Annotated in this window: 14 protein-coding genes; 2 read left to right on the top strand and 12 right to left on the bottom strand. The window is 64.9% G+C overall.

Going from position 1 to position 12,110, the window contains the following annotated elements; all coding sequences use genetic code 11:
* Nucleotides 1-2 precede the first annotated feature (2 nt).
* The 10 genes from E5162_RS00310 to E5162_RS00265 form a co-directional block, all read right to left on the bottom strand.
* Nucleotides 3-881, bottom strand: a complete 879-nt coding sequence (locus E5162_RS00310) for a YihY/virulence factor BrkB family protein (RefSeq protein WP_158291143.1) — start codon at nucleotides 879-881, stop codon at nucleotides 3-5.
* Nucleotides 882-995: 114 nt separating this feature from the next.
* A complete protein-coding gene (locus E5162_RS00305) occupies nucleotides 996-1,526 on the bottom strand; it encodes an adenine phosphoribosyltransferase (protein WP_135942968.1) in 531 nt (176 codons plus the stop codon).
* 122 nt (nucleotides 1,527-1,648) lie between these two features.
* A complete protein-coding gene (locus tag E5162_RS00300) occupies nucleotides 1,649-1,939 on the bottom strand; it encodes a hypothetical protein (protein ID WP_135942967.1) in 291 nt (96 codons plus the stop codon).
* A 225-nt stretch (nucleotides 1,940-2,164) separates the two neighbouring features.
* On the bottom strand, nucleotides 2,165-2,518 hold the full coding sequence (locus tag E5162_RS00295; RefSeq protein WP_135942966.1) for a UrcA family protein: 354 nt from the start codon (nucleotides 2,516-2,518) through the stop codon (nucleotides 2,165-2,167).
* A 389-nt stretch (nucleotides 2,519-2,907) separates the two neighbouring features.
* Nucleotides 2,908-3,789 carry an S-methyl-5'-thioadenosine phosphorylase gene (locus E5162_RS00290; protein WP_135942965.1) on the bottom strand — a complete coding sequence of 294 codons (882 nt, stop codon included), beginning with the start codon at nucleotides 3,787-3,789 and terminating at the stop codon, nucleotides 2,908-2,910.
* Nucleotides 3,786-4,397, bottom strand: coding sequence for a GrpB family protein (locus E5162_RS00285; protein ID WP_158291142.1), 612 nt, complete (start codon nucleotides 4,395-4,397; stop codon nucleotides 3,786-3,788). The genes E5162_RS00290 and E5162_RS00285 overlap by 4 nt, the downstream gene beginning before the upstream one ends.
* A gap of 73 nt (nucleotides 4,398-4,470) precedes the next feature.
* The gene (locus E5162_RS00280) at nucleotides 4,471-5,274 is read right to left on the bottom strand and encodes a cytochrome c1 (RefSeq protein WP_135942963.1); all 804 of its coding nucleotides are present in this window, start codon (nucleotides 5,272-5,274) and stop codon (nucleotides 4,471-4,473) included.
* 11 nt (nucleotides 5,275-5,285) lie between these two features.
* Nucleotides 5,286-6,596, bottom strand: coding sequence for a cytochrome b (locus E5162_RS00275; protein ID WP_135942962.1), 1,311 nt, complete (start codon nucleotides 6,594-6,596; stop codon nucleotides 5,286-5,288).
* Between the two features lie 11 nt (nucleotides 6,597-6,607).
* Nucleotides 6,608-7,228: a ubiquinol-cytochrome c reductase iron-sulfur subunit gene (petA, locus tag E5162_RS00270; RefSeq protein ID WP_135942961.1), complete on the bottom strand. Its 621-nt coding sequence runs from the start codon at nucleotides 7,226-7,228 to the stop codon at nucleotides 6,608-6,610.
* A gap of 239 nt (nucleotides 7,229-7,467) precedes the next feature.
* Complete coding sequence (locus tag E5162_RS00265) at nucleotides 7,468-7,950, bottom strand: PaaI family thioesterase (protein WP_158291141.1); 483 nt, start codon at nucleotides 7,948-7,950, stop codon at nucleotides 7,468-7,470.
* A gap of 87 nt (nucleotides 7,951-8,037) precedes the next feature.
* Here E5162_RS00265 and E5162_RS00260 point away from each other — a divergent pair, with 87 nt between their 5' ends.
* Both E5162_RS00260 and hemF read left to right on the top strand, forming a co-directional pair.
* Nucleotides 8,038-8,646, top strand: coding sequence for a TetR/AcrR family transcriptional regulator (locus tag E5162_RS00260; RefSeq protein WP_135942959.1), 609 nt, complete (start codon nucleotides 8,038-8,040; stop codon nucleotides 8,644-8,646).
* A 105-nt stretch (nucleotides 8,647-8,751) separates the two neighbouring features.
* The gene (gene hemF, locus E5162_RS00255; protein ID WP_135942958.1) at nucleotides 8,752-9,672 is read left to right on the top strand and encodes an oxygen-dependent coproporphyrinogen oxidase; all 921 of its coding nucleotides are present in this window, start codon (nucleotides 8,752-8,754) and stop codon (nucleotides 9,670-9,672) included.
* 7 nt (nucleotides 9,673-9,679) lie between these two features.
* Here hemF and E5162_RS00250 read toward each other — a convergent pair whose 3' ends face one another.
* Entirely contained in the window at nucleotides 9,680-10,864 is a 1,185-nt protein-coding gene (locus E5162_RS00250) for a hypothetical protein (RefSeq protein WP_135942957.1), read from the bottom strand.
* Nucleotides 10,861-12,102 (bottom strand): CCA tRNA nucleotidyltransferase, encoded by a 1,242-nt coding sequence (locus E5162_RS00245; protein WP_135942956.1) that lies wholly within the window; start codon nucleotides 12,100-12,102, stop codon nucleotides 10,861-10,863. The genes E5162_RS00250 and E5162_RS00245 overlap by 4 nt, the downstream gene beginning before the upstream one ends.
* Nucleotides 12,103-12,110: the final 8 nt, after the last annotated feature.

Below are 12,110 nucleotides of genomic sequence, written 5' to 3'. Positions count from 1 at the left end.
GCTCAGTCGGTCCACTCATGCGCGCCGCGATCGGTCGGCTCGAGCTCGGCGTTCAGCACCGCACCGAAGCACACGATGAAAGCGGACAGCCACATCCACATCATCAGAACGATGACCGATCCGATGGCGCCGAAAGTGGCGTTGTAATTGGCAAAGTTCGCCGCGTAGAGCGAGAAGGCCGTTGACGCGAGCACCCACAATACGGTCGCGCCGATGGCGCCCGGCGCCAGCCAGCGTACCGGCACATCGGGCCGGTGAGGCGCCCAGCGATAGATGGCCGACAACGCCCCGGCGAACAGCGCAATGGCCAGTATCCACCGCCCTGCCTGGATCAGCGCCTCGGTCCAGGCTCCCAGCTCGATCGCGTTGAGCACCGCCGGAATCGCCCCGATCAGGACCAGGGACAGCAGACCGTAGACAATACCGCCCATGGTGAACCCGACCGCAAGGAGGTTCTGCTTGATAAAGCCGCGCTCGTCGCTGGCCGCGTAGGCGATGTTCATGGCCGCGATGAGGGCGCGGGCGCCCTTGGTGGCGCTCCAAAGCGAAAAGAGGAGCGCGAAGATCGCCCCGGCAGTGAGGCCGCCGCTCGGTGCCCCTGCGACCTCGACGAGCTGTTCGCGCAGGATCTCGTACGCCTCTGCCGGCATGGCGCGGCTGAGCGGGGCGAGTTGCGTGGCGATGGCGTCGGGCTCGGCAAACAGTCCCCAGATCATCACCGCCGCACCGATGGCGGGAAAAATCGCGAGAAAGCCGAAGAAGGCCACGCCGCCGGATACGAAAGAGAGATTGTCGTTCGCGACATCGGCCACGGCGCGCAGCAGGCTGGCCGCATAACGATTGTGCCGCAGCGGCGCCGGAATCCAGTCGGGAAGGGTCAAGCGCAGGCAAGCTCCTCGAAGTGACGGTCTCCTAGCGCGCCGGCCACCCGATGAGTTCCCGTCTGCAGTCGCCAAGCGGCATTGCAAGCCAGATACCGAGTACGCGAGCCAGACCTAATCGCCTTCGAAGCTCACCAGGCTGGTCACGGCAACATCCAGGGCTTCAAGCCGCCTGGCGCCGCCAAGATCTGGAAGGTCGATAACGAAGGAACAGCCCACGATCTCGGCACCGGCCTGGCGCAGCAGGCGAATGGCCGCTTCCGCCGTCCCGCCCGTGGCGATGAGATCGTCCACGATCAGGACCCGCTCGCCGGGACGTACGGCATCGACATGGATCTCGACCTCATCCACGCCGTATTCCAGCTCGTAGGACTGGCCGATCGTGCGATAGGGCAGCTTGCCCTTCTTGCGCACGGGCACGAAGCCGACCGAGAGCTGGTGAGCCACGGCTCCGCCCAGAATGAAGCCGCGGGCCTCAATGCCCGCAACGCAGTCGATCTTCTTGCCTGCAAAAGGATGGACCATGGCATCGACGGCCGCGCGAAAGGCGCCGGCATCGCCGAGCAGCGTGGTCACGTCGCGAAACTGGATCCCCGGCTTGGGATAGTCGGGGATGGTCCGGATCGCGGCTTTGAGATGATCCATGGGCAGAAGCTCCGCGGCTGGAGGAAGTCACAGCCGCGGAGCATCCAAACCCGTCTCGCCCGCGTCAAGGCCGCTCGCACGGCCGAGCCGGCAGGGCGCAGTGCGCCCGGTTACGCCTCGGGTTACGCCTCTGGCGCCGCGTCGAACTCGACCACGGTGTCGGTGGCCTGCGGCTGGACGCCGGCCAGCTGTTCGCGCTTCTCATCGGCCCAGACCGCGACGACGACCGCACGCGCGGCGTCCGCATCGGGATCCTCGACCGGTTCGAAGACCACGAGGCCGTTCGCATCGAGATAGAAGGTGTGGTCGCCGAACGCCTCGGTCAGCTGGCCAACCGCGGGTTCGTCGCTCGGAAGAGGCTCGGCGCCGAACTTGGATTTGATCAGCTCAGCTTGCGCATCGGTCAGTTTCATCAGGTCTTCCTTTTTCAATACCGGGGGCACGGCGCGGCTCGCGCCGACGACTGGCTGACGTACCGGACCCCGTTTCGTGTTCGACGACGCGCCCCCAGACCTAGCAGGCTCACGCCCGCATCCCAAATCCGCGGCTGCAGACACACCCCAAGCGGACAATAAAAAACGGCGCGGTCCTTCCGGAGACCGCGCCGTTGAAGAGGCTGGTTTGGCAGGCTTGAGCGCCTAGTTCAGCGCCGTCGCGTAAGGGCGTGCCGACCGCGACTGGACCTGGTCATGGTAGCGCGACAGCTGCGCGTCGCCGATGCGCTGGACGACAACGTCGACAACATCGGACTGGCACAGCGAGAGCGCGCCGGTGGTCTCGTAACCCTGCTGGATCAACGACCCGCAATAGCTCGCGGCCTCGTCCGAGAGCCGGGCGTAGACACGCGCGACGTCGCGCGTGGTCTGCAGGCTGACGGTCTCGACTGCGAAATCGAAGGCGGGGGCCTCCTGCGCCGTCGCGCTGCCCGCGGACAGGGCTGCGCCGGCCAGGCCGGCCACCAGGGTGGCTTTGATCAGATTGGTGCGTTTCATCTCTTCCTCCTTGGGGGAAGCGGTCGCCGTTTCATCGCGGCGAACTCTTCGTTGCGAGTGACAGATACGGACGCGTTCGACCCGGTCCTCCCCGGCCCTGTGCGAACCCGTATCCAATCGGGCTTGTTACATTTTCATCACCAGATTGTCGCTAAAGTGTAATATATCTGGATACGGAAGAAAAGAGTAGGTTTCACTTTTGTGACAAACCCGTTTTTCTGTTTATTTTTATAGGTTTATAATACATCGATCGCACTTCTCCAACTTACGTTGTGAAATTTTTCCAAACTGAAGCGTCGATTTGTGGTGAAACGGGCGTTAAAAATGACAAAGCGCGAGCCGTGCGGCCCGCGCTTTGTGGAAAACTCTATTTTCCGCTTATACTGTCGCTAGTTGGAGAGAACCCGCCCCGCCACGGCATCAAGCCGGGCGAGAAGTCCGGGGTCCCGGGCCTCCGGCGCGGTGATGAGGGCGAAATCCAGCACCGTCTCTATCCCGTCCGGACAAGGCTCGCGTTTGGCGCCGGCCATCGCGGACGTCATGTGACGCACCAGCTCCTGGGCGCGGACGACGTTGGATTTGAGAATTGCGAGCACGTCGGTGACATTGACCTCGGCCAGATCGTCGCGCCAGCAATCATAGTCGGTGACCATGGCGACCGAGGCGTAGGGCAGCTCGGCCTCGCGCGCGAGCTTGGCTTCGGGCATGTTGGTCATGCCGATCACATCCATGCCCCAGGCTCGGTAGAGATGGCTCTCCGCCTTGGTGGAAAATTGCGGGCCTTCCATGGCAAGATAGGTTCCGCGATCGGCCACGGTCTCCACGCCGGCTGCACGCGCCGCCGCACCGGCCATCGCCGAAAGGCGTGAACACACAGGGCGGGCCATGGAGACATGCGCCACGCACCCGGTGCCGAAGAAGCTCTTCTCCCGCGCAAACGTCCGGTCGACATACTGGTCGACCACCATAAAGGCTCCCGGCGGCAGGTCTTCGCGCAACGACCCGCAGGCCGACAGCGACAGCACATCGGTAACCCCGGCGCGTTTGAGCGCATCGATATTGGCCCGGTAATTGATGTCGCTTGGCGGGATCTTGTGACCCAGGTCGTGGCGGGAGAGGAAGACCAGCTCGACCCCCTTGAGCGTGGCATGCACGAGCGGCGCGCTCGGCTGGCCCCACGGCGTGGTCACGCGTTCCTCGCGCAAATTCTCCAGCCCGTCGAGGGCATAGAGGCCCGATCCGCCGATAATACCGAGCTTCCACGCGCTCATTGTCCGACACTCCAATAGGCATCCGGCGCGCTCGGGACCCAGCGGGTCAGTTCCGCCCAGCCCTCCGCCGCGCGCAAGGTCATGGCGAGAAACGGCTCCTTGAGCGCGAGGTATTCCGCCTCGTCCTCGATGATGTCGTTCAGCGCCAGCTTGAACCGCCCGAAATCGGCCTTCACGCGCTCGTCGGCGCGCAGATAGTCGCGCAGGAGCAGCGCCAGGCGCGTATTGACCGCACCGTTGCGGCGCAGGTGCACGATGACGCGCCGCTCCCCTTCCGGGCCGTGAAACAACAGTTTGCGCCAGACCGGCACTTCCTCGATCGGGGTGTAATCCTCCACCTCGTCCTCGTCGTGCATCGCGCCGAGCTGGCGGAAGCCGGCCGCGGTCAGGCGCTCGACCAGGGGCTCGCTCGGGCGCAGGCGGAAGACGCTGGCCTGGATGTCGATCTCGTCCTTGGCTGGCAGGCCGGGTACGGCGGTCGAACCGATATGGTCGACGCGCAGCGCCTCCTCGCCGAGGGCCTCGGCAACGCGAGCGGCCCAGTCCGCGCCTTCATCGCCCCATTGAGGCTGCGGCGGGACGACCCAGGGGGTGGGAGGTGTATCCATGGGAGCCTTCATACAAAACGGGCCGCCTGAACAACAGACGGCCCGCTTCGATTTTCTGTTGGCAACGCGATGCTTAGTGCTGCACGCGCGACCAGACCTGACGATAGGCGAGCCAGACGAGCACGCACACGATGAACAGGTAGATCAGCACCATGAAGCCCATCGACTTGCGCGCTTCCATATGCGGCTCGGATGCCCAGGCCAGGAAGGCGGTCACGTCGTGAGCCATCTGCTCGGGCGTGGCCTCGGTTCCGTCAGCATACTCCACCAGCCCTTCATAGAGCTGGGGGGGCATGGCCAGCACACCGCCGGGGAAGTACGGGTTGTAGTACTGACCGGGACGCACGTTGACGTCCTCGGGCACTTCCTCTCCGTATCCCAGAAGCAGCGAGCGGATATATTCCGCCCCGCCGCTGCGGGCCTTGACGATGAGCGACAGGTTGGGCGGTATGGCGCCGCCATTGGCCGCCGAGGCCGCCCGCTCGTTCGGGTAGGGGTGCGGGAAGTCGTCCGCCGGACGCCCGGCCCGCTCGAACATCTCGCCAAACTCGTCCGGACCGTCGGTGATCATGTACTCGGCGGCAATCGCGCGCACGATCGGGTTGTCGTTCGGGTTGGGATATTCGGGATCGTAGAAGGGGCCACCCTCCTCGCCCAGATTGCGCAACGACATGAAATCGAGGGCATGGCAGACTGAGCAGACCTGCTGATAGACCTGGAAGCCACGCTGCAGCGCCTGCTTGTCATACTGGCCGAAGGGACCTTCGAACGCCCAGGTGTGGGGTTCGGGCGCATGAGCCTCCTCAGCCGCAAGGGCCGGGCCGGCGAGCGCGGCAGCGCCCGCCACGGCGATGAGAAGACGGTTCAACATATTCATCCTCTCTCTCCTTATTCGGCCGGGGCCGGCTTGGCGGCGGAATCCTGCGGACCTGCCTTGGCGCCGAGCACGGAGTCCTCGATCGAGGCGGGGCGTGGCTTGGGTTTCTCGACGAAGCCGAGAATGGGCAGGATCACCAGGAAGTAGGCGAAGTAGTACACGGTCAGCACGCGGGCGAGCCACAGGAAGGTGATGCCGGTGGCATGACCGTCATGCGAGCCGAGTGCGAGGAAGATGTCGTCCGGGTTCTTCGCGCCGCACCAGCCGAGGCCGAGGCCGCCGATGACGAAGAAGAGGAAGAACCAGCGCGCCAGCGGGCGGTAGCGCATGGAGCGCACCTTGGACGTGTCCAGCCAGGGCAGGACGAACAGCACCGCGATGGCGCCGAACATCAAGATCACGCCGCCAAGCTTGGACGGAACGGCCCGCAGGATCGCGTAGAAGGGCAGAAGATACCATTCCGGAACGATGTGGGCCGGCGTCACCAGCGGGTTGGCCTCGATATAGTTGTCCGCATGGCCAAGAACGTCCGGCGCATAGAAGACGAAGAAGGCGAAGATCATCAGGAAGAGCAGGATCGCGAAGCCGTCCTTGACCGTGTAGTACGGGTGGAAGGGCAGCGTATCGTTGCTCGTCTTCACGCTGATGCCGGTCGGGTTGTTGTTGCCCGGCACGTGCAGCGCCCAGATGTGCAGGCCCACGACGCCGGCAATCAGGAACGGGATCAGATAGTGCAGCGAGAAGAAGCGGTTCAGCGTCTCGTTGCCGACCGAGAACCCGCCCCACAGCCATTCGGTGATCGGGCCGCCGACAATCGGCAGCGCACCGAACAGGTTGGTGATCACCATCGCGCCCCAGTAGGACATCTGGCCCCACGGCAGCACGTAACCCATGAAGGCCGCGGCCATCATCAGCAGGTAGATCACGACGCCGAGGATCCAGAGCATTTCGCGCGGCGCCTTGTAGGAGCCGTAATACAGGCCGCGGAACATGTGGATGTAGACGGCCAGAAAGAACATCGAGGCGCCATTCGCGTGAATGGAGCGCAGGAGCCAGCCGAAATTCACGTCGCGGTCGATCCGTTCGACACTGGCAAAGGCGTAGTCAACGTGAGCCACATAGTGCATGGCCAGAACGACGCCCGACAGGATCTGGATCATCAGGCAGACGGTCAGAATGCCGCCGAACGTGTACCAGTAGTTCAAATTGCGCGGGGTCGGGAAGCCAATGAAGGAATCATAGCCCAGACGCACGATGGGAAGGCGCTCGTCGAGCCAGCGCTCAATCCCGGTTTTCGGTTCGTAAGTGGAGTGTCCGCTCATGATGCTTCCCGTCAGCCGATCTGGATCGTCGTCGCGGAGACGAAGGTATAGGGCGGAATGTGCAGGTTCTCCGGGGCGGGGCCACGGCGAATCCGGCCGGCCGCATCGTAGTGCGAGCCATGGCACGGGCAGAACCAGCCATTGTAATCGCCAGCCCCGTCGCCGACCGGCACACAGCCCAGATGGGTGCAGTTGCCTTTCATGACGATCAGCGAGGTGCGCAGCGCCTCGTCGATCTCCACGCCCTCGGCGGCCGCGACAAGCTGAGCGGACCGGTTTTCATCGGTCGCCGGCAGGCCGGGCTCGTTCTCGTTACGGGCATCCCGGTCAGGCAGTGCCGACAGCTCCACCGCGCGCGCCGACTCGATATCAGACTGGGTGCGCTTGCGGATGAAGACCGGGCCACCGCGCCACATGACGGTGATCTGCTCGCCTTCGGCGATGCCGGCGATGGGCGTACGGATCGAGGCCAGCGCCAGCGTGTCGGCAGCCGGGTTCATCTGGTCGATGAACGGCCACAGCACGAACGCACCGCCTACGGCAACCGCGCCGCCCGCAGCAATGTAGATAAAATCCCGGCGGCTCGGCTCTTGGGCGCCGCTCCCGTCCGGCGAAGGGGTCACGTCACTCACGCGCTAGCCTCTCGCTCTTCAGTGTACATCCGGTTTCGCTCCCCAACCCGGTTTCACCCTGGCGGCCGGAAAACCGCGAAACGTCTTCGATGAAGACATAGCTTGGTGTGGTCGGTTCGGGGTTGCGTCGTGTCGACGCACTCAGTCCCCACCACGCCAAACATATGACTGCGGGGCTTAAAGCGAGCCTTCGATTTTTTCAACCTGAATATCTGCGCAAGGCGCGTGTCAGGCGGGGCTTAGGACGAGGGCCCCTCCTGCGGCACGATGTCGATGGCCCCGCGTCCGGCCGGCAGGATAATCGCGGTGGCCACCGCAATGAGCTTGGCCTCCCCGCCAGTCTCGGCAAACACGTCGACGCGCACCGTAACCTGGCGCCGCCCGGCTTTGACGACTTCAGCCCGGGTGTAAAAGCTGTCGCCGATGCCAGGGGCCAGAAAGTTGAGTGAGAACTGAGCGGTAACCACATCGCCGATCTCGGTAGCTGCTGCATAGGCGGCCGCATTGTCCGCCAGGAACCCGACGAGACCGCCATGCAGAAATCCATGATGCTGGGTCATGTCCTCGTGCCGCAATCTGAGCCGCGTCTCGACCCGTCCGCGCTCTACGCTGACAACCTCAAGCCCGGTCCACCGGGTAAAGGGCTGCATCTCGATCACCTGCCGGAACTGGTCCAGCGTCACGGCAGGTTCGCCAGGCGAGGCGTGAGGGGAAGAGGTCATTGAAGGCTCCATGATTAGACCGACCGGTCTATATAGACTGATGAGCCGGGTCTAGAAAAGAAGAATCGAACGCATGAGGAGCGCGCCATGGTCCGTCCAAGTAGATCGCAAGACGCGCACGAGCGGCCAACCGCGCGCACGCGTATCGTTGAGGCCGCCGCACGCTTGTTTCAGTCACAGGGCTATGCGGGCACAGGGCTGACGGAGATTCTTCGCGCCTCCAAGGCGCCGAAGGGCTCGCTCTACCATTACTTTCCAAACGGAAAGCGGGATCTGGCCGGCGAAGCGGCACGCGTGGCCGGGGCCCGCTTCGCCGACACCATGGCGCGGATGGCGGGCGAGAGTGCGAGCAGTGCGCAATTCGTCGTTCAGTTCACCGGCCAGCTGGCTACGTGGCTGGAGGAGTCGCGCTTTCGTCAGGGCTGCCCGCTGGCAACGCTGGCGCTGGAGCTGGCGCCCGGTGACAGCGAAGCGAGCGATACCTTGGAGGGCGTTTTCGCCGCCTGGCAGGATGCCCTCAAGCTGAGGCTCGAAGCAGACGGCATTGCGCCCGAGCGCGCTGGCCGGCTGGCGCTTCTCATCCTCTCCTCGATCGAAGGAGCGCTGATTCTGTCCCGCACGGCGCGCAAGACAGAGCCCGTCCTGTCGGTAGGCGAGGAACTTGCAGCCCTCATCGAGTCCCACCGCGGGACGTGAAGCCTGCTGCCGCGACTGTTATTGCACGGGGGCCTAGCCAAATCCGCCCTGACCGGTCAGAAGACGGGCTTCACCCGGCCTTCAGCAAGACCAAGACCCGTGCCCATGAGCGATTCCTCCACCTCCGGCGCCTCGAGCGCTCCTGTCGATCCCGAAACGCTGCTGGCGCGCCGTTCCGAGGCACGCACCTGGTTTGAAGCGCTGCGCGATCGCATCTGCGATGCGTTCGAAGCGCTCGAGGACGCGGCCGAGCCCGGCCTTTATCCCGGCGAGGCGGGACGGTTCGAGCGCACGCCCTGGACGCGCGGCGACGGGAGCGAGGATCTGGGCGGGGGCGTCATGGGCATGATGCATGGCCGCCTGTTCGAGAAGGTCGGCGTGCACGTCTCGACCGTCTATGGCGAGTTCAGCGCCGATTTTGCGAGCCGCGTGCGCGGGGCGGATCACGATCCGCGCTTCTTCGCCACCGGGATTTCGCTGATCGCCCACATGCGCAATCCGCATGTCCCGGCGGTGCACATGAATACGCGCTACATCACCACCACGCTGAACTGGTTTGGCGGCGGGATGGACCTCAACCCCACCCAGGACTACCAGCGCGACGAAGCGTTCGAAGACGCCCAGGCGTTTCACGCCGCAGCGCGCGAAGCCTGTGACGCGCACGACCCGGCGTATTTCGAAAAGTACAAAGCCTGGTGCGACGAGTATTTCTGGCTGAAACACCGCGGCGAGCCGCGCGGCGTCGGCGGCATTTTCTACGACCATCTCGACAGCAGCGATTTCGATGCCGATTTCGCCTTCACGCGCGATGTCGGCGAGGCATTTCTGGACATCTACCCGCAGATCGTGCGCCGTCGCATGGATACGCCCTGGAGCGAGGCCGATCGCGAGGAACAGCTGATCCGGCGCGGCCGCTATGCCGAGTTCAACCTGCTCTACGATCGCGGCACCAAGTTCGGGCTGGAAACCGGGGGCAATGTGAAGAGCATCCTCTCCTCCATGCCGCCCGAAGCGCGCTGGCCGTAAATGGAGATCAGCCCAGCTCGATGCTGACCGAGGGGCTCGCGCCGACCGACGCGATCATGATGCGGTCACGTGGGCGTTCGATGTCGTCCAGCGTCAGGAAGCCCAGCCGGGTCTCCTCCAGCGCGCCGAGCTCAGCCGCCGAGACACGGTAGCCGACTGCGGCGGCAGGCACCGGTCCGTCCAGCACCGAGCCGCGCACTTCCCCGCCCCCGCGATTGAGCAGCGTGAAGAAGACCAGCTGGTGCTCCTGCAGGAAGGACGAACCGAGCGAGGCCGGCTCGGCATTGTCCGGGAAGATGAGCGCACGCTGATCGGCGCCCAGCAGCTCCTCCACCATTTCGGCAATCGTCTCGGTGGAGAAATCGGACGACAGGATCAGCGTGTTCACACCGCTGGCCGGAATGACATAGCCGCCGCGCACCGAATAGCCGGCCCGGCCCTGCCGGATCTCGGCCGCACGAACGATCGCGCCACCATCCTCCAGACGTACCAGGATGAGGCGCTGTTCGACATAGGCCTGCTCGGGCGGGCAGACATAGACGCGGTAAATGCCCTCGGCGCGGAAAATCTTCTGTGTGTCGTCCCAGTTGAGCTGGCCGTCATAATCATAGGCGAACCGGTAGAGCAGGCCGCCAGTCAGAGCGCTGAGCGCCGCGCCGCGCTTGGCTGTAATATTGGACACGGTCTCGGCCCCGGCGCGCGGACCGGGCTTTGGACGCTCATTGTCTTCCCCGATGAGGCGGACCGGAAATCCGGTCTCCTCCAGCCCGGAGGCCCGCAGGAATTTGGCAACAAGTTTCAGATCGTCCTTGTCTGCATCCGCGATCACACTTTCGAGCGGCTTGGCCCGGCGCGAGATTCGTCCGCCATGGCTGCGCTTGCCGCGTTCGGGCACATGGTCGAGGACCGCCTGCAGAAGATGCCAGGAGGCCGGTTCATGGCCGCGCATGAGGCGTTCGGACGGAAGACGGTCATGGCCTGCCCGGCCCGGCACGAAAGAGGCCAGGACATGGCCGAGCGCGCTCCAGAACCCGGTCTTCTTCCGAGCCTCGTCCTTTTTCTTCTCCTGACGGTCGAGAAAGGCGCCATAGGCGGTCTTGATCCAGCCGCGGTCGACATAGCCGAAGGTGCGCATCTGCGCGATCGTGCGCTTGAACACGACCCCCGGGTCGAGTTTCGCCTTGCCGGTCACGTGTCGCGCTCCCCGCCGGACGCCTTGATCACGACCTGATCGAGCAGCGTCTGCCGGCCAAGCGTGAAGCCGGAGTCGATCCAGGCCTTGCGCGCCGCATCGAGCCGGTCTCCGAGGTCGGGCCCAGGCGCAAACCCGGCCGCGATCAGATCGCGGCCCGTCAGAGGAAATTCGGGGCGTTCGTAGGACAGCGCCTCGGTCAGCTCGGCCTCAAGCGCATGGTCTTCGCCCTCGCCGCGCGCCTCGGCGAGACGCAACTGATCGGCGACTGCCTGGCCGCCGCGCTTGTAGAGCGCACGGGCCCGCTCGTCCGGCGCGCGGCCCGGCACAAGGCGCGGGGTCCGGCACGCCGCGATCATGCGCGCGCGCTCGGCCCTGGATACCTTCAATGCACTCGACAGCGCGCTCACGCGTTCACCCTCAGCCCCGGCCAGCGCGACGATACGCAGGAGCGCATCGGCATCGCGGACCTTCTCCCTATCGTTAATAATTATGCTGAACAGGACCCTAAAGTCGAGCGCGCCGGGTAAGACTTCATCAAGAATGTGGCCCTCCTGCATCGCCTCGAGGGCCGGAACCGGGGCCGGAGCGGCCAGTAATCGCTTCAATTCGGCCCACACACGCTCGGCCGACAGCGAGGCCAGACCGGCCCGCCCGGCAACGCAGGCGCGATGACCCTCCGGGTCCGGCGCGCCGGCCCCGTACCAGGCATTGAATCGGTAGAAACGCAGGATTCGAAGATAATCCTCGGCGATCCGCGCCGAGGCATCGCCGATGAAGACGATCCGTCCCGCACGCGCGTCGGCGGCGCCGTCAAAAGGATCGAACACCGCGCCCTCGGGCGTCGCGTAGATCGCATTCAGCCGGAAATCGCGCCGGGCTGCGTCCTCGGCCCAGTCCTGGGAAAACGCCACGACGGCGCGGCGGCCATCGGTCGCGACATCCTTTCGCAGCGTCGTGACCTCATGGGGCATGCCGCCCGATACCACCGTGACCGTCCCGTGCTCGATCCCGGTGGGAACCGGCTTCAGTCCGGCGTCCGCGCTCAGACGCATCACCTCGTCGGGGGTAAGCCGGGTCGCGATGTCCACATCCTGGACCGGATGACCGGAGACGGCGTTGCGCACGCACCCGCCCACATAGCGCGACAGGTCCTGACCGGCCGGATTGAGCGCCGCCATCACGCGGCGGGTCTCGGCTCGGCGCATCCAGGCGTGATCGTTCGGGTCGAGACGCATCGCCGGCT

Origin of the sequence: Marinicauda pacifica (assembly GCF_004793635.1) — a bacterium.
Taxonomy (GTDB): domain Bacteria; phylum Pseudomonadota; class Alphaproteobacteria; order Caulobacterales; family Maricaulaceae; genus Marinicauda; species Marinicauda pacifica.
The sequence above is the reverse complement of the archived record's forward strand: the minus strand, read 5'-3'. Positions and strand labels throughout refer to the sequence as shown.

Coding starts and splice junctions, on each gene's coding strand:
- E5162_RS00305 (WP_135942968.1), bottom strand. CDS start 1,526: ATGGATCATCTCAAAGCCGCGATCCGGACCATCCCCGACTATCCCAAG.
- E5162_RS00300 (WP_135942967.1), bottom strand. CDS start 1,939: ATGAAACTGACCGATGCGCAAGCTGAGCTGATCAAATCCAAGTTCGGC.
- E5162_RS00295 (WP_135942966.1), bottom strand. CDS start 2,518: ATGAAACGCACCAATCTGATCAAAGCCACCCTGGTGGCCGGCCTGGCC.
- E5162_RS00290 (WP_135942965.1), bottom strand. CDS start 3,789: ATGAGCGCGTGGAAGCTCGGTATTATCGGCGGATCGGGCCTCTATGCC.
- E5162_RS00285 (WP_158291142.1), bottom strand. CDS start 4,397: ATGGATACACCTCCCACCCCCTGGGTCGTCCCGCCGCAGCCTCAATGG.
- E5162_RS00280 (WP_135942963.1), bottom strand. CDS start 5,274: ATGAATATGTTGAACCGTCTTCTCATCGCCGTGGCGGGCGCTGCCGCG.
- E5162_RS00275 (WP_135942962.1), bottom strand. CDS start 6,596: ATGAGCGGACACTCCACTTACGAACCGAAAACCGGGATTGAGCGCTGG.
- E5162_RS00265 (WP_158291141.1), bottom strand. CDS start 7,950: ATGACCTCTTCCCCTCACGCCTCGCCTGGCGAACCTGCCGTGACGCTG.
- E5162_RS00260 (WP_135942959.1), top strand. CDS start 8,038: ATGGTCCGTCCAAGTAGATCGCAAGACGCGCACGAGCGGCCAACCGCG.
- hemF (WP_135942958.1), top strand. CDS start 8,752: ATGAGCGATTCCTCCACCTCCGGCGCCTCGAGCGCTCCTGTCGATCCC.
- E5162_RS00245 (WP_135942956.1), bottom strand. CDS start 12,102: ATGCGTCTCGACCCGAACGATCACGCCTGGATGCGCCGAGCCGAGACC.